The sequence below is a fragment of the Agathobaculum sp. TL06 genome (assembly GCF_054658635.1).
This window is the reverse complement of the sequence record NZ_BAAGGY010000022.1, coordinates 20,373-44,984: the sequence shown is the minus strand read 5'-3', so window position 1 is coordinate 44,984 and position 24,612 is coordinate 20,373. Positions and strand designations below refer to the sequence as shown.

24 protein-coding genes are annotated in these 24,612 nt (G+C 53.1%); 3 read left to right on the top strand and 21 right to left on the bottom strand.

Annotated features, from left to right (window positions below):
- Position 1: 1 nt before the first annotated feature.
- The 21 genes from ACYQ3S_RS12845 to ACYQ3S_RS12745 all read right to left on the bottom strand — a co-directional run bounded on the left by ACYQ3S_RS12845 (position 2) and on the right by ACYQ3S_RS12745 (position 21,463).
- Positions 2 to 295 (bottom strand): hypothetical protein, encoded by a 294-nt coding sequence (locus ACYQ3S_RS12845; protein ID WP_459689627.1) that lies wholly within the window; start codon positions 293 to 295, stop codon positions 2 to 4.
- Positions 292 to 759 (bottom strand): sigma-70 RNA polymerase sigma factor region 4 domain-containing protein, encoded by a 468-nt coding sequence (locus tag ACYQ3S_RS12840; RefSeq protein WP_459689626.1) that lies wholly within the window; start codon positions 757 to 759, stop codon positions 292 to 294. Before ACYQ3S_RS12840 ends, ACYQ3S_RS12845 begins: the two co-directional genes overlap by 4 nt.
- Position 760: 1 nt before the next feature.
- On the bottom strand, positions 761 to 1,171 hold the full coding sequence (locus tag ACYQ3S_RS12835) for a hypothetical protein (RefSeq protein WP_459689624.1): 411 nt from the start codon (positions 1,169 to 1,171) through the stop codon (positions 761 to 763).
- Between the two features lie 16 nt (positions 1,172 to 1,187).
- A complete protein-coding gene (locus ACYQ3S_RS12830) occupies positions 1,188 to 2,327 on the bottom strand; it encodes a hypothetical protein (protein ID WP_459689623.1) in 1,140 nt (379 codons plus the stop codon).
- A 24-nt stretch (positions 2,328 to 2,351) separates the two neighbouring features.
- Positions 2,352 to 4,961, bottom strand: a complete 2,610-nt coding sequence (locus ACYQ3S_RS12825; protein ID WP_459689622.1) for a helicase-related protein — start codon at positions 4,959 to 4,961, stop codon at positions 2,352 to 2,354.
- A 486-nt stretch (positions 4,962 to 5,447) separates the two neighbouring features.
- Complete coding sequence (locus ACYQ3S_RS12820) at positions 5,448 to 6,251, bottom strand: N-acyl homoserine lactonase family protein (protein WP_459689620.1); 804 nt, start codon at positions 6,249 to 6,251, stop codon at positions 5,448 to 5,450.
- A 118-nt stretch (positions 6,252 to 6,369) separates the two neighbouring features.
- A complete protein-coding gene (locus tag ACYQ3S_RS12815; protein ID WP_459689618.1) occupies positions 6,370 to 7,056 on the bottom strand; it encodes a cyclase family protein in 687 nt (228 codons plus the stop codon).
- A gap of 38 nt (positions 7,057 to 7,094) precedes the next feature.
- Positions 7,095 to 8,489 (bottom strand): cytosine permease, encoded by a 1,395-nt coding sequence (locus ACYQ3S_RS12810; RefSeq protein WP_459689617.1) that lies wholly within the window; start codon positions 8,487 to 8,489, stop codon positions 7,095 to 7,097.
- A 15-nt stretch (positions 8,490 to 8,504) separates the two neighbouring features.
- Positions 8,505 to 9,176: a YczE/YyaS/YitT family protein gene (locus ACYQ3S_RS12805; protein ID WP_459689615.1), complete on the bottom strand. Its 672-nt coding sequence runs from the start codon at positions 9,174 to 9,176 to the stop codon at positions 8,505 to 8,507.
- Positions 9,177 to 9,789: 613 nt separating this feature from the next.
- A complete protein-coding gene (locus ACYQ3S_RS12800) occupies positions 9,790 to 10,926 on the bottom strand; it encodes an ethanolamine utilization protein EutH (RefSeq protein WP_459689614.1) in 1,137 nt (378 codons plus the stop codon).
- A 41-nt stretch (positions 10,927 to 10,967) separates the two neighbouring features.
- Positions 10,968 to 12,026: a zinc-dependent alcohol dehydrogenase gene (locus tag ACYQ3S_RS12795; RefSeq protein WP_459689613.1), complete on the bottom strand. Its 1,059-nt coding sequence runs from the start codon at positions 12,024 to 12,026 to the stop codon at positions 10,968 to 10,970.
- Positions 12,027 to 12,059: 33 nt separating this feature from the next.
- Entirely contained in the window at positions 12,060 to 13,058 is a 999-nt protein-coding gene (locus ACYQ3S_RS12790) for a carbon-nitrogen hydrolase family protein (RefSeq protein WP_459689611.1), read from the bottom strand.
- A gap of 31 nt (positions 13,059 to 13,089) precedes the next feature.
- Positions 13,090 to 13,764 carry a YczE/YyaS/YitT family protein gene (locus tag ACYQ3S_RS12785; protein ID WP_459689609.1) on the bottom strand — a complete coding sequence of 225 codons (675 nt, stop codon included), beginning with the start codon at positions 13,762 to 13,764 and terminating at the stop codon, positions 13,090 to 13,092.
- Between the two features lie 653 nt (positions 13,765 to 14,417).
- Positions 14,418 to 15,242, bottom strand: a complete 825-nt coding sequence (locus ACYQ3S_RS12780; RefSeq protein ID WP_459689607.1) for a sugar phosphate isomerase/epimerase family protein — start codon at positions 15,240 to 15,242, stop codon at positions 14,418 to 14,420.
- A gap of 90 nt (positions 15,243 to 15,332) precedes the next feature.
- Complete coding sequence (locus ACYQ3S_RS12775) at positions 15,333 to 15,665, bottom strand: AtuA-related protein (protein ID WP_459689606.1); 333 nt, start codon at positions 15,663 to 15,665, stop codon at positions 15,333 to 15,335.
- A 4-nt stretch (positions 15,666 to 15,669) separates the two neighbouring features.
- Positions 15,670 to 17,034, bottom strand: a complete 1,365-nt coding sequence (locus tag ACYQ3S_RS12770; RefSeq protein WP_459689604.1) for an acyclic terpene utilization AtuA family protein — start codon at positions 17,032 to 17,034, stop codon at positions 15,670 to 15,672.
- Between the two features lie 52 nt (positions 17,035 to 17,086).
- Positions 17,087 to 17,524, bottom strand: a complete 438-nt coding sequence (locus ACYQ3S_RS12765) for a MaoC/PaaZ C-terminal domain-containing protein (RefSeq protein ID WP_459689603.1) — start codon at positions 17,522 to 17,524, stop codon at positions 17,087 to 17,089.
- Positions 17,521 to 18,069 (bottom strand): FAS1-like dehydratase domain-containing protein, encoded by a 549-nt coding sequence (locus ACYQ3S_RS12760; protein ID WP_459689602.1) that lies wholly within the window; start codon positions 18,067 to 18,069, stop codon positions 17,521 to 17,523. The genes ACYQ3S_RS12765 and ACYQ3S_RS12760 overlap by 4 nt, the downstream gene beginning before the upstream one ends.
- Before the next feature lie 18 nt (positions 18,070 to 18,087).
- Entirely contained in the window at positions 18,088 to 19,290 is a 1,203-nt protein-coding gene (locus ACYQ3S_RS12755) for a CaiB/BaiF CoA transferase family protein (RefSeq protein WP_459689600.1), read from the bottom strand.
- 9 nt (positions 19,291 to 19,299) lie between these two features.
- Positions 19,300 to 20,463 (bottom strand): acyl-CoA dehydrogenase family protein, encoded by a 1,164-nt coding sequence (locus tag ACYQ3S_RS12750; RefSeq protein WP_459689598.1) that lies wholly within the window; start codon positions 20,461 to 20,463, stop codon positions 19,300 to 19,302.
- Between the two features lie 40 nt (positions 20,464 to 20,503).
- Positions 20,504 to 21,463: an NAD-dependent epimerase/dehydratase family protein gene (locus ACYQ3S_RS12745; RefSeq protein ID WP_459689597.1), complete on the bottom strand. Its 960-nt coding sequence runs from the start codon at positions 21,461 to 21,463 to the stop codon at positions 20,504 to 20,506.
- Between the two features lie 356 nt (positions 21,464 to 21,819).
- Between ACYQ3S_RS12745 and ACYQ3S_RS12740 the strand changes: the two genes are divergently transcribed.
- The 3 genes from ACYQ3S_RS12740 to ACYQ3S_RS12730 all read left to right on the top strand — a co-directional run bounded on the left by ACYQ3S_RS12740 (position 21,820) and on the right by ACYQ3S_RS12730 (position 24,611).
- Positions 21,820 to 22,530, top strand: a complete 711-nt coding sequence (locus tag ACYQ3S_RS12740) for a Crp/Fnr family transcriptional regulator (RefSeq protein ID WP_459689595.1) — start codon at positions 21,820 to 21,822, stop codon at positions 22,528 to 22,530.
- 294 nt (positions 22,531 to 22,824) lie between these two features.
- Positions 22,825 to 23,322 (top strand): TRAP transporter small permease, encoded by a 498-nt coding sequence (locus tag ACYQ3S_RS12735; RefSeq protein WP_459689594.1) that lies wholly within the window; start codon positions 22,825 to 22,827, stop codon positions 23,320 to 23,322.
- Positions 23,316 to 24,611 carry a TRAP transporter large permease gene (locus tag ACYQ3S_RS12730; RefSeq protein WP_459689593.1) on the top strand — a complete coding sequence of 432 codons (1,296 nt, stop codon included), beginning with the start codon at positions 23,316 to 23,318 and terminating at the stop codon, positions 24,609 to 24,611. The genes ACYQ3S_RS12735 and ACYQ3S_RS12730 overlap by 7 nt, the downstream gene beginning before the upstream one ends.
- Position 24,612 lies beyond the last annotated feature (1 nt).

The window sequence follows — 24,612 nt, the reverse complement described above, 5'->3', positions numbered from 1 at the left end:
CTCACGCCGCACCTCCGTTCAGGGCCGCACGCCGCACCTCATACAGCTCCGGACAATACTCCAGCAGTTCGCCAAGCGAGAGCTCGGACACGAAATACGGACCGCTTTCCGGCCGGTCCAGATCGTCCGCGATAAAGCGGCGCGCCTGTCGTTCGGAGGGAAAGGTGAGCGCCTTGTCCAGGCTGCTCAGGTCCACCATGTGCCGGCCATCGTTCAGGAAGTGGTCCGCCACAAAGGAGTACCGTGAGCGGTACAGGTAGTACACCACATAAACGCCGGTATGTACACCCATCATGCCGCCTCCCTTCCGGGGGCGGCGCAGACGGGGAAACGGTACACCCTGCAGCTGCGGACAGCATGGGCTTTTTGCAGCGCTGCGCGTTCCTGCCGGATGATAACATCCGCCGGGTCTGCGCAGCGGCCGTCCGGCAGCACGTCATACAACGTGCCGCCGTCCTCCCTCCATGCATCCAGACTGAGCGCCACAGGCGCTTTGCGCTCTTTGTGCCGCTGGCGCAGCAGCGCGTTGCGGATGCGGCTGTATGCGATCGTCGTGAAGCGGTACTTCTGCAGGCTCTCGTCCGTCATGTACCGCTGCGCCGCGAGCATCAGCCCCAGCGCGGCTTCGCCGTACAGGTCCGTGTCCGCTTCCGTGCCGAGGTGCAGGTCATGCATCACACGGTAGATCAGGTTGTGATATCGCTCTGCTAGCGCGCGTTCGGCGTCCGTTAAGGGTCTCGTCATGGTCTTTCCGGTCATTTCAGGCAGCCTCCGTTTCTAAATTTGTCCTCTCTTTCTGATACACCACAAAAAAGTAGTTGAAGTCCCCGTGGTTCACCATGCAGCGCAGGCGGTAGTCGTTCACCACGCCCGCATACGCGAACTCGTATGTGGGACACCAGAAGTCATGCCGCTGCGCCTCCGGATTGGCGGCGCAAAAGCGCCGCATGGCCTGCGCGCTGTGCAGCACGGTCTTCCGCAGTCGCTTGAACACCGCGTTAGCCTCGTCTATGCTCTGGGCGGTGAGGAAACAGCTCCGCACCGGATACCACAGGTTCATCCGCCGCGGCTCGAACTGGCCTACCGCGCTGAGCAGGCGATCTTCCGGCCGCAGCGGGCAGATCTCCTCCGCTACGGCGGCAGGGATCAGGATCAGCTTTTTGTTTTTCATGTACGACTCCTTTTTCTCATGCAGCATTCTTCTTCCGTTTCGGTTTTTCCACTTCTTCCTGCGGCATACGCGTTGGCATCAATGCATGCAGCTCGTTTCCCGTGCGCAGCATCAGGGTGCCTTTGCTGTCGAACAGCAGGGCCGTCTCCTTTCCGCTCACCAGCTTCGCCGCCTGCAGCAGATAGTTGTAGGTATAGCAGAAGCCTTCCCTGGGGAGCGGCGTGCGGATATCTGCGGGAAGCTCTGTCCCGCTCCGCACAGCCTGTCTGTCCCCGCTGATATAGCCGATCTGCAGCATCCCTTTGCCCGTGCGCAGGATCACGCGCGCGCCGGCTGTGCCGCCAACACCTGCGCGGTGCAGCTCCGCACAGAACAGCGCGCCGTCCACATGAGCCTCATATGCCGTCTGGAAGCGCTCCAATACCGGCTTCAGGTCCATCGCCTGATAAGGGCTGCGCTGGACGGAAAAGACCATGCCCGGCCCGAGGAACAGCGCGGTATCGCCGTCCACACCGATCTTGCAGTGCGGCACGCCGCGGAACACCGCGAGCAGCGCCTTCATCGCGTCCGCCGGTATCAGCAGGTCTATCGGCTCATCCTGCGCCGCGTCCTCGCTCGCTACGGTCATGCGGAAGCCGTCGCAGCTGGATGCGCTGAAACGCCCGTCATGGACGGTGAGATGCACGCACTTCAGCTGCTCTTTCCCCTCTGCTTTGCCCTGCGCGGCGGAGAACAGCACCCTTGCGCTGACCTCCGCGAAGCCGGAGCAGTCCAGCAGCTGTGCGGGCGCGGGCGTACCCACGGCGGGGTACTTGTCCGCATCCATCAAAGGGAAGACAAAGGCGGCCTTCGCGTTGCGCACCTCGATCTGCCTGTTATCTGTGGCGACAGACGTTGCTTCGTCCGCAAAGGCGTCCAGCATCCGCTGGAACACCGGCGCGAACAGCAGCGCCTTGCCGTCCTCCTCCACGCGGCACGCATGCCGCACCTGTAAGGTGCAGGTCCGGCTGCGCGCGGTGAACATCACCGTGTTGGAAGCGGCGTCTGCTTCCATCAGGACGCAGGCATGCTCTTTGGATACGAAATATGTCCCGATCGTCTGGCTGCAGCGCCGGGCGATGGGCAGCAGTTCGGACCGGTTCGCCAAAAATCGCATCGTTCCATCAACTCCTTGTTTCCGTCATCCTGCCGGCTCCCACAGCGATAACTGCTCCAAAGGCTGGACGGCAGGTATCGCGGTTTTGATGGGTAGCGGCATCGTTCTTGTCTTTCTTTCCTCAGCTTTGGGTCTGCTCTGTGCCGGATGCAGCACCGCCATCTTGCGGAACGACGCCGCGATATCCTCCACCGCGTCCTCATGCCGGATGCCTTCGGCCAGCTCGCGGGCGAGCGCGGACATCATATCCTCGCTCTCGCTCATCGCGGCCAGCCCTTCGTCCGTGAGCACGCCGCCCTCGATCACGCCGGCCACCGCCAGCTTGGAGGCCATCAGCCGGATCGCGCGCTCCTGCATGGTGTGCCGGTAGTACAGGATGTACACCTCCACACGGGGCGCGGTCTGGTTGATGCGCCACGACCTGCGGCTCGCCTGACGGAACGTGAACAGCTTGAACGCCATGTCATAGAAGATGAGCGTGGTGAAATCATTGAGATCGAGCCCGGTCTCTACAAGACCGGGGTTCGTGATCATCACCTGCATCCCCTGCCGGAGGTGGTCTTCCACCCATTCTTCCCGTTTACGAGGCGGGACGGTATCCGATAGGATCTCGGCGCGGATACCGGCATCCGTGAGAAAGCGCTTTAGGCGTGTCCGGCTGTCCAGCCGCACCCAGTTGACGTAGAGCAGCACGCGCTCCCCGGCGCTTACCTTGCGGCGGATGATATCCAGCGTGCGTCGGTCCTTTTCCGTCTCCTCGTCTGGCGCGCCGCTGCTTTGCGGGACAACCAGCGGATTTCTTGTGACCGGATGCACGACCGGCTTATGCCCATACGGCTGATCCGGATAGGCCATCATGAGGTTGAGGAAAACAGACAGCAGTGCCTGCGCCAGCTTGCGGCCTTCGCGGCTGCGGTCTCGGAGGAGCCTGCGGAATGCGTTCTCCAGTTCACGGTATGCGGCCGCCTGCTGTTCCGGCAGCCGGAGCGGCACGGGGATCTCCTCGTACTCCGGCAGGTCCTTGCCCATATCCATGAGCGAGAGGAACACGCCGTTCTCCAGCAGGAAGCGGCTGTACACCAGCGGCGAAACGCCCGGCTTCTGCCGGGAACGTTTTTTCCGCTTGGCGGTGCGCCGGTTGCTGTTGTACCCGCCTTCCGTCACCTCGTAAGTGTCCTCTGTCACGCCATATTCCCGGGCGAACTGCGCGAAGTGCGCGAAACGGCGGTGGACATAGCCCAGATGGCTGATGCGCACCCATTCGCTCTGCGCTTCCGCGGTGGTGGCCGTCCAGAGGACGGCGCCGCAGTCTGCGCACTTGCGGTTGGCACGGGTCTCGGTGCGGAAAAATTCCGGCGTGGCGTCCTCCAATATCTGTTTGCCATACGCAAAGACCGGCATCTGTACGATGCTGCCGCAGTCCGGGCAGATAAAGCCCCGCCGCCGTTCGTTCCAATGCACCGCTGGGCGGCGCATATAGCCGTCCCGTGCGCTTTCCTTGGAGAGTACGGCAAAGACCGTTCGGCTTCCGCAGGCATACTCCGCATAGAGGGCGTCCATGTCCGACGGCGTCTGCACGATGGCAGCACGCGCGTTTGGGATGGCCTCCTCCAGCTCGCGCACCCATTTGCCCGTCATGTGGGAGGGGCAAAGGACGATATGCAGGCACTTCCGGCGCTTTTGCAGGAAGTATGCCTGCAAGGCCAGACTTCCAACCTTACTCTTGCCCGAACCGCATTCCGCAATGAGCAGGCCGAACTTGGCCGTTTGCAGCCTGCGCCGCAGCGCTTCCGCTGCGGCGAGCTGAGCGTCGTACAGCGAGTAGCCAGCAGTCTGTTCCACAAAGCGGTTAAGTTTCAGCACTTCCTCTGACAGCGGCTCCGCCGCCGGATCATACAGGGGCTGGAACTGCCCACGGATGCGGGACGCGATCACAGGGCCAAACGCCCGCAGGTATCCGGCCACGCCGTCTATGCCTGCAAACGCGTCCGGCTGGCCGGGCTGTGTGCCGGGGATACGGATAGCCCCTGCTTTCAGGCCGGCCGCAAGCACGTCCGCGATATTCTGATCGTCCGGCGTGCAGGTGAGCCGCCATGCTTCGAACGGCTCCGCCGTCGTGCGCACCATGCACGGCGTCAATATGCCGCGCTTCCGCAGGCCGTCTATGAGGTAGTCTGCGAACTGCGGGAGCATGGGGATCGTGCTGACACGGTCTATCTCGTGGTACAGCGCCTCTTTGTCTCCCGTCCGGCAGAGCAGGTAATGCTCCGCCTGCGGCCCGTCTTTCTTTTCTTCCTTTGTTTTATCATTTTCCTGTTCCTCCTTCCGCTGCTGTGTCCTGTCCTGCTCCCAACGGATCGCAGCTACCGCGTAGGCGCCTTCGCGGGATACCGTTTTGCGGTACTTCCCGCGCTCCGCCGTACACAAAATGCTGCCTACTTCCATGGATATCGTGACCGTGCCTCCGCCACAGATCGCAGCCGACAGCCCGGATACCACCTCCGGATAGCCGCCCACCCGTATGCCGGCCAGACGGCCGAACTGGCTGTCCACGATAACGGTGTCTGCGTAGCCGGTGAGCAGGATCTTCTGCGCTTCGTCCTGATAGCGTACTTTCATCAGCGTGTTTTCCATTGCATCTTTGGTCTTCCTTTCCTGTTTTTTGTACAAAAAAAGACCATACAGCATCCATAGAAGGATATCTGTATGATCCGTTTGCTTTTTCAGGTTCCGAAGTTCTGGTCACGGCCCGGATAGGCAGACAGCCTCCCGGGCGGGTTACTTGGACGACACATGACTTTGACCTGAATACATGTTAATGGTAATACTGCTTCGCCACCTTGAACAGTTGAACTATTTTCAACAGCATTGTTAGCTGGTGGGGACATATCTTAAGTGCCTTTTCTATTAGCAATTGAATCTTGGTTCGTGTAAATTTTTTCACCCCGCCTGTCTGCACTTGATAGTGTTTTCAGAATGGTCTAATCAGGTGTATACAGTTAGAGAAGAGCCTGCTGACGCGATACCTCTCCCACCCTACCCCAGTATTCCCAGCTGGGCGCTTTTTGTATGGTCTGCACAAACTGGGAGCATGCACGTCCTGTAACATGGTTCTGGCAATCAGGCGTAATAGTCAGGCGCTTTTTTCATTTCCTGCTGAATCATCACAGGATCATGGCTGAAAAAAACTTGCGCACGATATTTTTTCTGCAGGTCCTTAACCTTGCGGATGCTCTGCCTGTAGCGCAGGCTGTCATGCAGATTGGCAGGTGGAAAGCCTTCATAGTTCTTACGGTCAGCAATAGCATCAGATGGAAAAATCAGAGTACCGCTATCCAAGTGTACGACCAGGCCAACCAGACCAGGCGTGTGACCGGGCAGCAGAATAACTTCAATGCCGGGGAACAATTCTTCGTCGCGGTCGAGGTAGTGCAGACGCTTGCGTGGCCACAGAACATCCTCGCGAATAAAGAAACCGTGATCCACGAGGTTTTTTGAGGACATAACCATTTGACTGGCAAATGCAAGTTCATCTTTAGCAACAAAAAATTCTGCGGTATCTCCAAAAAGGCGGTCGTTTCCAATGTGGTCCATGTGCATATGGGAAATAATAACATAGTTGATATCAGCAGGTTTCAAGCCAAGCAGGTGCAACTGGTATTCCATTGTCATCGTGGGAGCTTGTTCCGCAAGAACAGTCTCTAAAATGTGTCGGGGCCATTCGTTTGGATCTCCCATACCGGTATCATATAATATCCAACCGGCTTGTGGATGATCAATTAATACAGCATAACTCGGGGTAGTGTTCATATGATGTGGCATATTTGGCTGCGCTCGAGTCGCCAGCGTCGAACCCCAATATGCAAGATTGGAATCGGACTGCATGCTACCGAGATCAAGAATATAAGCGCGCATTTGTTTCATACAGGTCCTCCTTATCTACGGTTGGGAACTTTCTCATGCCGCCCTTTTTGGGGGCGGCATGAGAAAGTTCCGATATATGGAATGGATCAGTGCAAAAGTGTCTACTGCGCTTGTGAACTTAGTCTGGAATCACTGCAAAAACTCTGGCTGGGAAGCTTGCCATCTCCACACGTGGGGCGATAACATACAGGCGCGCACCGCACAGTGGGAGCAGGTCCAAGTCTTTCATATCTTCGCAGATGACCGATCCCGCCTGCAGAACCAAATCATGTACCATGTCGCCACGGCTTTTTTGATTGAAATCGTCGATCAGTTGTGTGTCGATCCCAAGAACATAAACACCGCGCACAATCAGCCATTCCGCAGCCGAAAGTGAGCAGTACGGCACTCGCTGTTCATATGACGGTGTCATAAACTTTTTGTCATGCCCGCTGCGGAGAAGTACCGCTGCGCCATGCAGGTCGTACTGCGCCAGCGCCTGAGCAATATCAGCTTGGGTAAAAACGGGATTTCTCAACTCGTCCGTGCTATCGCCCAAATCAACCACAAAGGTTGGCAAATCAAAGCATTTTTCAAGCGGTATGTCGCAAACTTTGTACCCTGTTTCATAGCGATGATACGGCGCGTCGATGTATGTCCCACTGATATTGACCATGCTGATCTGATCGAGCAGCGCGGCAGAGGCTCCACCAAAGCGGCCACCGCATTGATCACGTGTTAGATATGCAGAAATTTTAACCGGCGGCATGCCAGGGTATGAAACCAGCCCGTTGCGTATAATATGGCTCAGTTCAACAAAGTGCATGCATCTTCCTCCTTTTATTTACCTGGTGGTGCTTAGAATCACTTCAGATGGACTACCTTTCGCAGGAAGATATGCAGGACGAAACAGAGGATCAGGAGAAGCATCGCGGTAGGAATCTGGATAGCCGAGAAACCAGCAATAACAAAACCAAGAATAAAGCCGACCAGGATAGTGATAATGCCAGAAGATGAAAACCTGGGAAGCGCTTCAGGCTCAATAAAGCTTCTCTTTCCGATAACGTAATACTCTGCAAAGATTGCAGCCAGCAGCGGTGCAAAGATATAACCGACGATCGTGCCAAAAGAAGAAATGATGCTGATATCTGCACCCAGGAACATAGCAATGGCAAGCGCGCCAGCGATTAGCGGCTGGCCAATAATAACAGCGAGGCGCGGGACTTTCAGACTGGCAGTAAGATGCGATGTAATCATCAATGTACTAGCGGGGACTGTGTTAGCCTGTGCAAAAAGTGTGAACAGGTTGCAAACAAGACCCATAGTGCCGCCAAGCGCGGCAGAAAGCGAGGTAAAATCTACGATGCCAAAGGCATAAGTCCCAAGTTGCCCTACAAAATACTGGAAACCGATGACCAGCATGCCAAGTGGAATGGCCCAGAATACACACTTTCGAGTTTTGGCATGACGGGTGAAATCCATATAACCGGGTACCGTGGAAAGCCAGCAAGAGAACATAATGTTCGCGCCAAGCAATAAACTGGTATCTTGCAGAGGCGGCTGATAGTTCATTAGTGTTTCCATTCCGCCGCCCCTGTTAATTGTAACAAACATTATAATGAAGAACAAGACGAGCGCAATGGGGATGGTGGAAGAGGTAAGCCATTTCAAACTGGTAATATCCTTAATAGCACCTAAAATAGCGGCCAAGACGATAATGAGAATACCAATGTAAAATGCAGCAGAACCAATCCCGGGGAAAAGGTTAATTAGTGCTTGGCCCACATACCAATAATCAAAAGCTGCGAAACCTATCAATGCGATGGATGCGAGAATAGATGGGATCTTATATCCCCAAAGGCCAAAAGTTGCACGAAAGGCAAAGGGCGCTCCACACCCCACTTCATAACCAATATTACCAGTAATCGTGCCGACGATGGCAAGACCCGCCCATCCAAGGGCAATCATCAGAACACCATTCCAAAAAGGCAGATGACCGGCCTGCGCTGAGCCGACAGAAAAAGTGTTCAGTGTAACACCGTAAGCGATAAAGATAGAGATCAATCCCCACATGCCTACTGAACGACTTGTGTTTTGTTCATTGTTCGAGTTCACTTTGAATGCACCTTCTTCATTGATTGTAGTTTTGAAATTTGTTCGTGTAAACTGCGCTTTATAGTTGTTGCAACATCTATGCCAATCAGCCTGTACGAAAAGCGGCCCCGCGTATTGCCAGGCAATCATTTGGCTGTCTAACACTGCTCCTAATCGCTGTTATGTCCCGGAAAACGATTCGTGTAGAATGGAAATTTTGCGTATTAATCCAAGTCGCTTGTTGAACAGGCCAACAAACTTACCAATGGAAAAAGCTGAAAAAATCGTACCAACGCCCAATCCGTTCAAGCGCGAGAAAAAGAGATATGATAACACCATCGCCAGACAGACCGAGGATACATCAAAGATGATCTTAATTTTTTCGAAGGGCCGTTTGGAAACAAGCGCAATTGCCTTGACGATGCCCTCGCCCGGCACAATCAGTACATCCGGCGCAACCTCTATGCTGATACCGACACCCAAAACCGCGCATCCTAGCATTAACACGGTGGACTGCGTAACCAGATGTGCTGGATTCAGCCATGACAGGCAGTGCATCGTGATATCCAGTACCGTGCTGAACAGCAGGTTGACACCAATCTGTAACCACTGGAGTGGACGGAACGCTTTTTTCAGCAATATACGCTGCACTATAATAAACAACATATTGGTCGCAAAAGAAAACTGTCCAAGCGACGGCGCAAACTTCAGACTGAGCACAAGCGCCACGCTCGAGATCGGGGAGGTTCCCAGCTCCGCTTTTGTAATCAGCGCCACGCCAATTGCATTGATTGTCACGCCAACAAAAAACCAAACATAACGGATGAACCATCTGTTTTTATCATCTTGCATAGGCGCTTAGCACTTCCCCCGGTAAGATACACGTTCCCATCCTGCTACCAGCACAGAAGCAGATAGACAGCTATCCCTGTGGCTGCCTGTAGCCAGAATATTGCTAAAGCCCAGCACACAAATAAACAGCAGCATCATTCTGACCGTAAGCACACCACCTCCTAATCTTTTGCACGGGTTCTTACTGAATCCACATGATATCTTTATTAAGTATCCAGAGTTCTAAATGTAAAGGTTCTCCGTACAAACAGCCTGAATGAGCATAACGTCATTCTTGCGGTGCTTTTTCATTGAGATATATCGCGGCGTATTCTGGATGTGGCAGTGCTTTGCCCCAACGCTGATAGACTGTAAGCCTCGAGTATCTTACCGATCTCCTTCTCAGATGTCTCCCAGAAGCGTTTTTTCAGCAGACCGTTGCTTGTGTTTTCGAGATAAATACGCTATCGGTCAGCCAATAGATTGCACCCTTGATTTCTTTCTTGCACGTTTTCACTCTGCATTTCTTATCGCTTTCATTTTTATTCCAGTAATTTTAAGCATACAGCACAGAAAAATAGGTGCCAATTGGATACCATCAATCTGCGCTGTATACCGATTCAGGAATTTCGTTTTACTCTGTAATCACTTCTACCGGTTCATTTTGCATATTCGTCTGATTTTCCTGCTTATTCTTGAAAATGCGACTCTCAACTATTACTGCCAGCGCAATGCCAATAATACCAGCAGAAATTTTTGAAATGAACATTGGAAGAATCATTGTCTTATCCGTTGCAGAGATAAACCCCAAATGCGGACCAATCATATATGCCATGGTCCCCGCGAATGTTGCAACGATAACCTTTCCGCGCGCATTCATCTTCCCATATTCCGCAAACGCAGGAAGTGCAGTAACCAGCGAAATCAGTAAGCCGGACGTTGCAGTTGCATCAATCTTTAGCAAACGGGCAAGCGCGTTCAGCGGAACTTTCAGCACTTTTTCCAGCACAACTGCCAGCGGCCATGAACCTGCGATGATCAATGTGACCACGCCAACCGTGATAAAACCCTGACTAATGTCAGTCATGCCTTCCAGCAATTCAATCCCAGTCAGGTTGGTAAACGCCGCCATTGCAAGGCCAATCGTGATGATAATGGTCATAAATCGTGCAAACACAGAGAATACTTTGATGACCACTGATGCAACCAAAAAAATAGCTGCCGCGATTACAAATGAAAGAATAAAAATTGGAATCAGATTCCATACAACTTTGCCGACCGGCACGCCGCATGCGATACCTGCAAACAGGCAACCAAACGGTGCTGCAATCATGGCGCTCATAATGCCAGTGGCAAAATATTTCGCATCCTCCTTGGGAATCATGCCTACGCCGATCGGAATGGTGAATGAAATCGTCGAACCGACCATCGTGCCGACAATCAAACCAGCGAAGCGAATCATTTCCGCATCGGTCGAGATCTGGCTAGCGATTGCATAACCGCCGCCGTCGGCCGTCAGAAAGGTCGGCGCGAACATCGCTGGGTCAATCCCGAAGGCCTGATAGGCCGGCACAATCACAGGCTGCAACACAGATGCGATTACAGGCGAAAAGCAGATCATACCTACCATGGAAAGAGCGATAGGCCCCATGAACCCAAAGCCGCTCTCCAGCGATTGTCCAAGGCCGAACTTGTTGCCCAGACACCGGTCCAGACAGCCCAACACAAAGAATATCGCGACGATCAGCATGATAATTTCATTAAAGCTCAATACACACCCTCCTGTTCATGCAGAATCCTGACCGGACAGAATCAGTCCTCAAAGGTGAGCATAACCTTAAAGGCTTCCTCCGGATGATTGATCGCGAGATCCATGCCCTTGTCCAGCTCCATAAACGGGATGTGGTGGGTGGTCAGCTCGTCGAAGTTATACCGATCCTTGATCGCATTCATGAAGCGGATCGTGCGCTGCATCCAGTTCTTGGTGCCGCCCGAGCCCTTGATCTTCAGGGTGCTCCAGATCGTCTTGCCGATCTCCACCGGCACCTTGCGGCCGATCGAGTGGCCGATCAGATTCACGCGGCAGCTATGGCCTGCTACGTCAAAGATCGCTGCCAGCGCCGCATTGCTGCCCGACGCCTCCGCGATTACAGACGGACCGTGGCCATCGGTTGCCGCCTTGATCTGCTCGTAGTAGTCCTCGTCCAGCGGGTTGAGTACGACGTCCGCGCCGAACTTGAGCGCACGCTCGCGGCGTACCGCATTAACATCGGAGACAACCACCTTCGCGCCCGAGGTCTTGGCAACCATCGCCGCCGACAGGCCGACCGGTCCCGCGCCCATGATCAGCGCATAATCCGATGCGTCAATATAGCCGCCGTTGCCCCAGATGCCGAAATAGCCGATCGAGAACGTCTCGACCCACGCGCCCCAGTCATAGGACCAGTCATCCGGAATCTTATATGCGTATTCCTCTTCGATGACGAAGTATTCGCCCATGCCGCCGGGGGAATCCGGACGGAAGCCCAGCTCACGGAAGTTCAGGCACGCGGACGGCATCAGGCCCTCCTTGCAGTTGGCGCAGTGGCCGCAAGCCAGCACGCACTCCGCCGTTACCTTGTCGCCCTCCTTGAATGTGGTGACGCCCGAACCGATGGCGACGACCTGGCCGCCAACCTCGTGGCCCGGGGTATAAGGTGCGATATCATAGCGCCCCTCTGCCGACTCACCAAGGTAGCAGTGTACATCCGAGCCACAGATGCCGCAAGCCTTGGTTTTGACCAGAATCTGGTTCGGCTTCAGTTCCGGCACCTCTACGTTCTCAATGCGCAGGTCCTTCGGTCCGTGCATAAATGCGATGTTTGCTTTCATAGTTTCTTCCTCTTTCGTATAAAAATTAATTACTTACTTTTCATTCAGCTTCTCATAAGGGATGGAATAATCGGTTTCTTCGCCTACCTCCATGACTGCTTTCTGCGGATTCCGGTTAAACCGAATGCTGACAACATTGCCCTTGGAGTAATGTCCCGCTGTGTCAATCTTGTACTTACACTTAATCGTTTCATCCAGATTAATGTCCGCGTAAGCGATGCCCTCGGTATGCGGATCGGCGTACTCACTGATGACAAAACCGTGCGGATCAATGATCCGCGCACCTGCGCCATAGCCAGGCTTGTACATATTGCGCTTACGCTCATCGCCGCCAACAATAGCCTCAACCGTTTCCTCGGACAGGCACTCCGATGTCAGCAAAACATAAGTGCCTGTCGCCATCGCGTAATACTTGGTTGTGGTGTGGCAGCAGCCTGCGGCGAAAATCGAGTTCTCGTCCCACGCAAATCCCGGATATGCCGCGACGTGAATTTGTTCATTCATCGAGTCCATCACTACCGCATTAGCTGGCATCAGATGCTCCCAGCACTGCAAGCCTCCCAGCCGGCCGATTTCGGTATCGAATACCGGCATCATGCTGCCGTCCCCGTCACCCCAAATAATACGCTCGGCATTGGTTGGACGCAGCTTACGATGCTTACCCATCAAATTGCCTTCTTTATCAAACCACAGCTGGGTCAGATACAGAGAACCGCCGTCACGTTCAGTCACCGAAGCGCAAACCATGATATTATTCTTACGCGCTGCCTCGCTTAACTTAGAAACGGCCGGACCCGGTATCTCTACAGCGTTTTTGTAAAAACGCACCCAGAATTCCTCAAGCTGTGAACCAACATCGCCTACCCAGATCCAATACGGGTAACCCGGGAAAAACGCTTCCGGAAATGCAATTAGTTCTGCACCATTCTTGGCCGCTTCCTCAATGATACCGGCCGCCTTTTCGACCGTCGCATCCAGATTTAGAAAAATGGGGGACGCTTGCACTGCTGCTACTTTTACTTTTTCTTTCATTGCGTTTTCGCTTCCTTTCTGTGGTTAAAAATCATTCACCGCAGTTCCTCGATATCATTGCACTTGTCTCCGAACCACGGCAAATCGCATGTATAAACTGCAGGGCTGGCCGCCGCAGTATTCTGGTCGTTGGCCCCAGCATAATCGCAGTGAGCACGGTACCCTCGCGCACGCCGACCACCTGACCAGTCGTAAGCACCGCGACCACCACGCCAATGCACACTGCAGTGCAGTCAAACACGATCTTCACCTTGTGATAAGGCACTCCACCCAAACTGTGACAGAGACAGAGCACCAGCCCATCGCTCGGCATCGGGATTAGCCCAACGTTCGTATATAGTTCGATGCCCAGCGCGATCAAGGAAATGCTGATCGCCAGAACAACCAGCCGTATCGGATAGCTGGTGAATATCACCTCCTCCATTATCCATTCGGTTAGCTCTATAAAATAGCTGAACACCAAAGACCAAATAATTTGCGTTAGATTCATCAGTTGAAACTCGTGCCGCAGGATAAATGCCTGTATACCGATGCAAGCCATAAACACGATATTCAGCATATTGCTCAGTTCTACACCGCATACTGTGCTGAATGCATAACACATGCTGTCGAACGGTGAAATCCCCAGCCCTGCTTTAATCGATAACACTACGCCGACTGCCATCGAGAGCAAACCCGCTATGTAAAGCGCCACGCGTTGCGGCATTCTCCTTAACAAGTCTAACGCCTCTCTCCCTCGCTTGATGGGTTCATTATAGCATCAAGATTTTTGTTTTTATGTGCTATAAAACACACTATATATGAATTTATATTGTGAATATATCACAAAATAAATTGCAAAATTTCTACCTACACACTGACTCTTTCTATGGGGGACGCTGCGATGCCTACATATAGAAAGTGAAGTGTCAGTATCCTCATTCAGTACACTGGATTTGATGAACTTTGTGTATATGTGAGCGGTGGTTATTTGTTCGCCATCCGGAATCTTCATAATAAGTACGGCGGCAAAACAGAAGTTTGGGGCAGCCCGCTGTAAGGGAATCGCAAAAAAGCAGGCCGCTGAAGATTTCCTGATCCTCCTTGCCGGCAAGCGTCTTGCGGTAACCATTATTTCTCGCCGTCTTCTCACCAAACTGGTGACAATATGGCAAAAAACAAAAAACGCCATCTCAGAACATAAGGCTATCTTAAATGCAATCGAATAAAGCGATAAAGATGGAGCTGTTAAAACAATGGAGGAACACATTAACTCTGTAAGGCATACCATCAGAACCGCAATTCCCTGTTCAATGGAATCCAACAGAAAAGCTCCTTTCGCGGGAGCAAACCCGTGAAAGGAGCTTTTTATGCTGCACCTTACACCGCAAACGCCTCTGCCAATGTGATCCGGTCCTGCCGGATGATCTCCATTGGGTCACGGCTCTTTGCCTGCGGACCGACAAAATAATTGTTCTCGTTGACGATCCATCCCTTATAGCCAATCTTCAGAATACATTCAGCTATCTCTTGGAAACGACCACAACCCTTGCCGATCGCCTCGGCCTCCTGATAGTTTTCCATGCAATCCTTAATGTGGATAGTATGGATCATATCCGTGCCGTACTGCCGCAATTCCTGCACCGTGTCGCCGAAGCCGTATTTGTACGGGTTGAGCGAATCATAGCACAAACGGAAACAGCCATCTGCTTTTTCGTGTAACCGCATAGTCCTGTCATAGCCGAGGAAGCTCTCGAGCAGCAGCGTTACGCCACGTTCTTCCGCATAAGCACAGCCTATTTTAAGATACTGCGCTACCATATCCATATCGAACTCATTGTTGATACTGCCGCCGAACACGCATGGCACAAATGCTGTTTCGATACCCATTTCTGCACAGGCATCCACGCCTTTTTTAATCGATTCGATCGCCAGAGCGCCCTTTTCACTCTGCTGCGCGCACTTCATGTTTCCGCCCGTACCAAGTGCGAGCAGGTTCACCATCTGGATAGTCATATTGTTGCGTTTGGCGGCCTCCAGAAATCCATGTTGAATATGTGCGTTGTTAAGCGGATAAGCCTGGCTTTCGCCCCCCAGATCACTGATCTGCACACCGTCATAGCCCATATCACCAATCAAGTCCATCGAATACGGGCCTGGCACAGGCGTGTACCACGAACAAAAGCCGAACTGAAATCTCCGCATATTATCGCTCCTTCCAAACAAATGGGCGAATGCTTCTACCCTTTCCCGATAGCAGCATCCGCCCATCATTAGATATTTTAGATCACTGCCTCACTTGGCCAGCAGCTCGTCCGGAACCTCCAGCTCCATAGCCAGGATGTAGCCGCTGAGCGCCTTGCCGTAAGCATCCAAACGCAGCGAGCGCGTGGTGCCGCCGTCCAGGGCCTCCTGCATCACGAACTGGAACGCGTCCAGGCCGGGCAGTTCATAGCGCGCAACCTCGCCTTTGACAATGCCCTTAAAGAACTCCTTGACACGCTCGGCCGTGATTTCCTTCTTGACCACGTCGTAGAACTTGTGGTCATAGCAGAAGATGCCGACATTGCTGATATCTCCCTTATCCCCTGCGCGGGAACCGCAAACTTCACGAAGCATTACTTTCATTGTCTTACACCTCTCTGTACTCAATCGAAATGGATACCTTTTCACGCGGGATGAACGTATGATAATAGCCCACGATTTCCTTCATCTCATACTGGCGCTGCTTGCCGGCCGGAGACGCAGGGCCGCTGGTGATGAGCGTGGTCGAGCCTTCGCGGGCGCCGGTCATCGCGTCCTCGTACAGCGGGGAGCGAACCGCCGTGCGCACGCCGACTTCCCACGGCTCGAGGTTCTTCGGCACGCCGGGCGCGTCCAGATAAATACCGTCCAGACCGGTCACCACAACCTGATACTCGGCTTCCGGACTCTTCAGCACGCGCGCCAGGCGCTTGTTGAGGATATCCTGCGCCAGCTTGCCGCGCTCAGCCGCGCCGGGACCGGCATAAAAGACGATGGTCGAGCCGAGCCAGCCCTCGCGCACGCCCATGGAAACCTTGAGCAGTTCCGGCTTGGGCATGCCCTTGATCACGCCGGTCTGCTTGACCACGTCCTTGGACTCCTGCTCAAAATGCATATCGGCGAAATCGGTGATGACGTCGGCCTCGATGTAGTGGCGCGGGTCATGGGTTTCGTAAAGCATCTGCGCGGTGCAGGTCTGCGGGGTGACCATGCCGCCTGTGCCTTCCGGCTTGGTGATCTTGAAGCTGCCATCCGGATAGACCTCCGCAATCGGATAGCCCATGGTATCCAGGTCGGGTACTACGCGGTACGGCGGATCGGCGTAGAAGCCGCCCGTGGACTGTGCGCCGCACTCGAGCAGGTGGCCGACACAGATACCGGCCGACAGCTTATCCCACTCGTCGTTTTTCCAGCCGAACTCATGGCGCAGCGGCCCCAGGAACATCGCGGCGTCGCCTACGCGGCCGGTAATGACCACGTCCGCGCCGTTATCGAGCGCCTCGGTGATGTGGTCGGCCGATACATAGGCATTCGCCGTAACCAGCTTGTCGCCAAAGTCGCGGATGCGCTTGTTGCCCTCGACAGTGTAGAGGTCCAGATCCTTGCACAACTCCACAACGTTGTCGCCCACGCACGCGGCGACCTTGAGCTTCTTGATACCCAGCTTCTTGGCGCACTCGACAATCAGCTCCGCGCCCGCAACCGGATCGGTGCCGCCCATATTGCCGACGATCTTGACGCCGTTGTCCGCGCATGGTTTGAGAATCTGCATCATTTTCATTTCCAGGAACACGTCGTAGCCCTTTGCGCCCGGGTTGGCCTCCTGGTGCGCGGCAATCAGGGAAAGCTCGGACTCGGACAGCGAATCAAAGCAGATGTAGTCGATATTCCCTTTCTCGATCAAATCCAACGCCGCGTCGATACGGTCTTCCGCACCAGCGCTGCCGCCGCCGATTCTGACATACTTTTTCATTTGTTTTTGTTCCTCCTTATAGCATTTCATTTTTTATTAACAGCGCCCTGCATTACTGCAAAACGACCATTGACTTGCCTACTACCGTGGTACCGTCCTCCTCGGTTTCCACGAAAACATCCAGTTCTACTGTCTTATTCCCCTGCTCGTCGATGTACTTGCTGCATACCGTACCCTTGAAGACCATCACATTGCCCACGCAGGTGAATTTCTTCATGCGGAACGGCCCGATTTTTTTGATCTTAGCCGCAAGGCCCGCCCACTCGCGCAGCATGCGCTCGAACAGCGCGATAATCAGCATACTGTTGGCGTACATATCCTTGGCGCCGTCCTGACGGGCGTACGCGCTGTCGGTGTGGATGGGCGAAAAATCACGGTTGACGCCGGCAAACATCACCATCTTCTGGCTGGTCAGCGGAAAATGCACTTCGGGGATCTCCATGCCGACGCTGACATCCTCATAACGAACGTCCGTATACGTTTTGCTCATGCTTCCGCCTCCTCCGCCACGTCAAATTTGAAGATGGTATTGCGGCCGATCGCCAGCAGCTTCTGCTCGGTCGAGCGGTAGGTCTTTTCCATCGTCAGGAACGCGCCGTCGCCGACACGCAGCTTCTTCGGCTTGATTTCAGTCAGCTTGGCCACGCTGTACACCGTATCGCCCGGCTCCAGATCTTCGTAAAACTCAAATTCATAATCGGTGGCAAAATTGCGCTTGCCGGGCGACGGGATGCGCGCACCCTCAAACGGCGCCAGTTTCGGCGGATCCTGCATGGTTGTGTGCGCGTCGCCGTAGTCCCAGTAAGGCGGCAGCGCCGCTGAAATGGTCATCGCGACCGGCGCAATGATTCCCTTGTGGCCGTACTGCCGGGCGACCTCCTCGTCGTAATGCAGCGGGCAGTCAAATTCAATGACCTCCAGCCACCAGCGGATCCAGGTTTTATTCATCTCGTCTACGCTTCGGTTGGGCGGCAATTCTTTCCCAATCCACTCGGCCGCGGTTTCCCATGTGACCGCCTGGTTCTTTTCAGACATGTTTTCACCCCTGTCCATTTAAATCGTATGGTTTTCCTTGAGCTGTGCAACCTGCGCCGGCGTACAGCCAAAGAACTCTGCAAACAGCGCTTGGTTATCCTCCCCTACCTTGGGCGCGCCGCGCCGCATCTCGGCCGGCGTTTTGCTCATTTTGATGGGCTGGCCATACATCCGGATGGAAGCGTCATGATGCGGGATATCCACGATCATGCCCCGATGGTTGATCTGCGGATCCTCAACCGCTTCCTTAATGGTCTTGATCGGATTGAGCGGCACCTGCGCGGACAGGCCTTCAAGCAGTTCCTGCTTGGTATATTGGGAGAACCACTCGATGATGCGCGGCTCCACCTTGCTGCGGAAAATCGCATTATCATACCGCCGCTCGGTCGTACAGAAATCAGGATCGGTCTCGGCCTCGGTATCGCCAAAGAAACGAGCCGCCTTTTTCCACAGGTTGTCAGTATACGCGCCGAAGAACACATAGCCGTCCTTGCAGGGATACATGCTGTAGGGACGGACGCGGGGCGCTTCGTTGCCCTTGGTACCTTCGACCTCACCGCCCGCCGTGTAACCGACCACTGCGGCTTCGGTGACGGTCAGCGTGGAGTCGAGCTGCGCCAAATCAATCATCTGCCCCTCGCCGGTCTTCATCCTATGTACATAGGCGGTCAGCACCGCGATTGCACCGTAAAAACCGGTCACATAGTCTGCGATGGCCGTACCCATACGCACGGGTGGCTGATCGACATAGCCGTTGAGCGACCACAGACCGCTCATCGCCTGACCCGATCCGTCAAACGACGGCCAGGTCTTATACGGGCCGTCCTGTCCGTAACCGGACATCGCCGCATAGATAATCTTGGGATTGGCCTGCCGCAGCACGTCATACCCCAGTCCCAGCTTATCCATTGTGCCGGCGCGGAAGTTTTCAATGACCACATCGGCCTTTTCCACCATCTTGAGAAACAGCTTTTTTGCTTCCGGATCCTTCAAATTGAGCGTCATGCCCTCCTTGTTGCGATTCATCTGGGCAAACCACGCGCTGAACGCTTCGCCCTCTACATCGACATACGGCCCCTGGGCGCGGTTGCCATCCGGCTCGTTGGGATTTTCAATTTTAATGACACGGGCGCCAAAGTCGGCCAGCGTCATGGTTGCAAACGGCCCCGCGATAAACCGTGTCAGGTCGAGGACCGTCATTCCTTCCAATGCATGCATCATCTTCACCTCTTATTCTCCGTAATTCCCTTTTAGGCACTGGCGGGAAAGAACCAGCTTACAGATTTCCGTCGTGCCTTCACCAAGCGTCATCAGCTTGGCATCGCGCCACAGCATTTCCACCACATATTCCTCGCTGTATCCGTTGCCGCCGTGAATCTGGATGGCTTTCTCGGCGGTGCGCACCCCCATTTCAGTGGCAAACACCTTGACCGCCGCCGCCTCGGACGAATAATCCATACCCATATCACGCAGACGGCTGGCACGGTACAGCATGGTGCGCGCAATATCAATCTCCATAGCCATTTCAGCCAGATAGAATGCGATGACCTGCTGCTCGCAAATGGGCTTTCCGAACTGCACGCGCTGCTTGGCATATGCAACCGAGCGTGTATAAGCCTCCTGCGCGATGCCGATAGCCGCCGCCGCAATCCCCAGCCGGCCGATGTCAATACCCTGCATCATCATCGGGAAACCCCTGTTCTGTTCACCGATCAGGCAATCGCGCGGGATGCGGCAGTTTTCGAACTCCAGCGTTCCGCAGGGCGAGGCCCGACAGCCCAGCTTCCGGTATGCCTCGCTGAGCTTCAGTCCAGGGGCTGAAGCGTCCACGCAGAACATGCTGATGCTGCGGCTGGCCTTGGCCTGCATATCGGTTTTCGCAGCGACTACAAAGAAGCCGCCCGCATTAAAGTTTGCAATCCATCGTTTGGAGCCGTTAAGGACCCACTCATCGCCATCGAGCACTGCCGTTGTCTGGATGGCCGCCGAATCCGAACCCGCGTCCTTTTCCGTCAAGGCGAACGAACAGAAATTTTCGCCCTTGACCGCCGGAATTAACCACTTTTTCTTCTGCTCGTCCGTACCTGCCAGATGCAGCAGGATGGAGGCCAGGCCTGCATGTCCCTGAATACACTGTGCAAAACCCGGGCTGACACGGTGCAGCTCCTCAATAGCGATCATCTGGGAGATCGTGTCCGCGCCAAGACCGCCATACTCCTTAGGCATTGTGATGCCGAGCAAACCGATTTCAGCCGCCTTACGCATCAGTTCGGCTGGGAACGGGCGATCGTTCTGGTCAAGCTCGGACACATGGGGCGCCAATTCGGTCAGCGCAAAGTCGCGTACCTTGTTGCGGAAATTTTCCTGTTCCTCGGTTAAAAAGTATTTATTCATGTCGCCATTATCCTTTCTGCACTGTACCCGCGGACGGGGATCAAACCGGCTCCAGACCGCGCTTTTCACGGATGATGTTGATTGTCTTCCGCACACCCTCGAATACCGAATATTCACACTTAAAGCCCAGTTCCTTCTCCGCCTGAGATACATCCAAATTATATGCAGAGGGGAACACACCTGGTTTCAGTTCAATTTGTGCATCCGGAAGCAGCGTCAAAATGTAATCCCTGATATCTGCCAACGATGTAATATCACCGCCAATCGTGAAATTACGCGTTTTCGGATTGGGACACTGGCTGGCAATGATGGTTGCGCGCGCCGCGTCATCTGCATAGATCCAGCAGGGTGCTGTATCACCGTTTTCTACCACGCCCGGCAGCCCCATAGCCGGCTTGTTGATCAGTTCGGTTGCGAACTGTCCTGCGCCACGCTGACGACCTACGCCAAACACCATGCAGTACCGCAGGCCGATTGTTTCCAGACCGTAATTTTCGTAATACCACTTTGCGATGAATTCGCAGAACGTCTTCGTGCCGCCGTAGACCAGTTTAGGGTTGAGCGCAACGTCATTCGGAATCAAATCGACACCATACAGTTCCTTGTAGTAATCCGGTGTGCCGAAAATCGACTGCGAACTCGCCCAGACCACACGTTTGACGCCGGTCAGCCGCGCCGCTTCAAACACCTTCATTGTGCCGACAATATTGATCTGCGCGCCTGCGATCGGATCTTTTTCACAGGCGTCCCCAAGCATTGCACCTTCGTGGATGATCTTTTCGATCTTATGATCCTGAATGGTCTTGATCAAGAAGTCGAGATCATTCAACTGGCCTTCAATAATCGTAATCTGCGCGATCTCTTCCGGTGTCAGCACCTCGTGCATCGAGGTCTTCTCGAGATTGTGCGCAATGCAGATCACGTTATGTCCCTGCTGTTTAAGCTGCCGCATAATATGGCAGCCAATAAATCCGCGTCCGCCTGTGATCAAATAGTTCATTCTTGTCAACTTCCTTTCTTTCCATCCATGATTTTGTTTAGTACATCCATGGAGTTACTCAATGCTGCTGATACCAAATTTTTATGGCAGTGAACCGTTCCGAATATTTGTGCAGTGTTTTTAATCTGTTCTGTTCTTGCCTCTCATTATAGACACCGCGCTTTCAAACCTCTGTACTCCAGAACACATTAAACAGTAAATTTTCCCTTCCACTTTTTGTGCTGATTTCACAATAATTTTTAATCAAGCAGAATCGTTTATTATAATATTTGGTATTTTATTGTATATCTTCATATCTTCTCAGCTTGACAACAAAATTATGGAACCGTAAAATAACAAAAAAGGAGGTAGCCGATATGTTTACGCCCAAGTTTCTTCTGTCAGGGGATTTTTTGCGTTTTGAGCCGCTTTTGCTCGAGCGATTTCATACTCACATACGATATGCTGCCAAGGATCTAATCCTTGATTTGTTCAACGATCGCAGCAAATATTGCTACTATATCTTGCAAGGTTCCGCTGCTTATACTTTGCGGCATTCTAACGGCGATGAAAAGCTCTCTACCTTTCGTGGCAAGGGTACAATTTTCCCTTTGTACTTCTCGTTTGAGTCCACCAATATGGATTATTTCCTTGAAGTAACCGCTGTGACTGACATCGAACTGCTGCAAATCCCCAAGGTTGCGTTCCGTGCTCTGATGGAAGAATATCCGGCTATTCCATTTGCCATGATCGACGCTTATGCCAGATATACTGCACTGCTGAATTACGACATTGCAAGTCAAGTTTTTGACTCTGTCAAGGTTAAAATTTGCAGTTTTTTGTGGACAACTGCTTTTTCTGACCAGCATTCAGCAGGCTTGCCTATCACGCTGACGCATGAGGAGATTGGTCGAGCGGTCGGTGTAACACGCGCCAATGTCTCGCGTATCCTCAGCGAACTGCGATCCGAAAAAATCATTTCCACTACCCGCCATTCCATTCGCATTCTGGATAAGGATAGGCTTTTTCAATCCTGCTCATGCATCCTATCTGTTCCCGCCTCGCTGACCAGCGATGGCCACGACTGATAGCCAAAACAAGCGCCGCGGCAGTGCTGCGGCGCTTGTTTTTTATCTGTACAGCTTTTACTTGTCTTTTTTCACAGTATTTTTTAAGTGTATTTTTACAATCTTCACAAAGCAAAGATTTTTTCTATGCTTTTTATTGACAGTTACCCCGATCATGTGATATTAAGATTAATGTCATGGAGTTTTCGGATATTTGTGCATTTTATGGTATACCGAGTGTTTTTATTCTTTCTGTTCAAGAATACCAATTATAGGTATCCATCATTTCGCCATAACAAAAATGGAGGACTGTCTATGCTCAAAACCATACGAAAACACACTGACTTTGTGCTATCCACAATCGCAGCTATCCTATTCATTGTGTCCACATTATCAACCTGTATCAGTGTCATTGACCGCACCTTCAGTCTGAACTTGCAGGTAGTCTGGGCTGAGGAAGTCACACGGTATACCATGATTTGGGCCACCATGCTGCTAATCGGTATTGGCATGCGTAAAGGATTGCAGACCCGTTTGACTCTGCTTTCCGATAAGCTGCCGGGAAATGGCCGCAAGGCACTTTCCATTTTGATTCTTGTTCTCATCACCCTGTTTTTTGCTCTTTTATTCTGGTATGGTCTTCGTTCTGCAATTATTAATCGCAGTCAGGTCACCGGCGTACTGCAGATCAGCGTATTCTACCCTTATATGGCAATTCCTGTCGGATCTTTTTTTGTCATTCTGGAATGTGTCAGCGTGATATTTGAATTATTGCTAAACAAAAGCGGCAACGGAGGTGAATCGGCATGGTGATTTGCCTTTCGATTTTTGCGATCCTGCTTCTGCTGATTATTATTGGCGTTCCTGTTGCGGTCAGTATCGGTCTGGCCAGTTTATCCTGTATTTTTATTTTCGATCTCGGCGTGCCGCTTACGTTGCTGCCATCCCAGACCTTTTCCGGCGTAGACTCGTTCCCGCTGATGGCGATCCCGTTCTTTATCTTTGCCGGTGAACTGATGAACAAAGCCGGCATCACCAAGCGTATTCTCGATCTTGCTGAAGCGATCGTGGGTTCGCTTAAAGGCGGTCTGACCTATGTCAACGTGCTTGCCGCGATGATGATGGCAAGTATCTCGGGCTCCGGCACAGCCTGTGCCGCTGCACTGGGTGTCAGTCTGATTCCCGATATGGAAAAACGCGGCTACAGCAAGGAGTACGCGATTTCGCTGACTTCCTGCGCTAATGTGGTTGGACCGATCATTCCTCCCAGCACGCTGCTGATCCTGTTTGGCTATTACACCAACACCTCGGTATCCCGCCTATTCATCGGCGGTGTCGTACCCGGCATCATCATTGGTCTGGCGCTGATGGTTGTCGGCCGTTTCATCTGTATCAAGAAAGGGTTCCGTCAGGAAACTGAACCATTTTCTTGGAATAAACTACTGTCAGCGTTGAAGCACGGTTGGACCGCTCTACTGCTGCCCGCATTTACCTTTATTGCTATCGTGCTTGGCTGGAGTACTGCTTCGGAGGCTGGTGCGCTGCTCTGCCTGCTTTCGCTCATCCTCGGCTTTGCCTATCGCACAATCCGTTCGGTCGGCGATATTCTGGAGGTTGCCCGCAATGCTGCGCACTCCACCTGCACGATCTTCACTCTTCTTGCCATCTCCGGCATCTTCTCTAATGTGCTTGTACGCGCACACTTTCAGGAACTGGTCGTCGACATCATGGCAAGCATTGCCTCAACGCAGCTTGCCACCATGTTGATCATCATCGCTTTCATCTTTATTCTGGGCATGTTCGTTGATGTCACCCCGATGGTTATTATGTTCTCTGCCACATTTACTGCAGTAGCTGCGAATGTCGGAATCGATCCTGTTCACTTCGGTCTGATTTTCGTTATCATCTGTATGATCGGTGCAGTCACCCCTCCGGTTGGCGGCATCCTATTTGTCACGACGACAATCGGCAAGATATCTATGACAAAGATCATCCCGCAGTTGATCCCCTTCCTTATCACACTGCTGATCGTGACAATATTAGTCATCCTTTTCCCGCCCCTTGTGACTTCGCTGCCAAATCTGTTGCTTGGCGCAGCCTAAA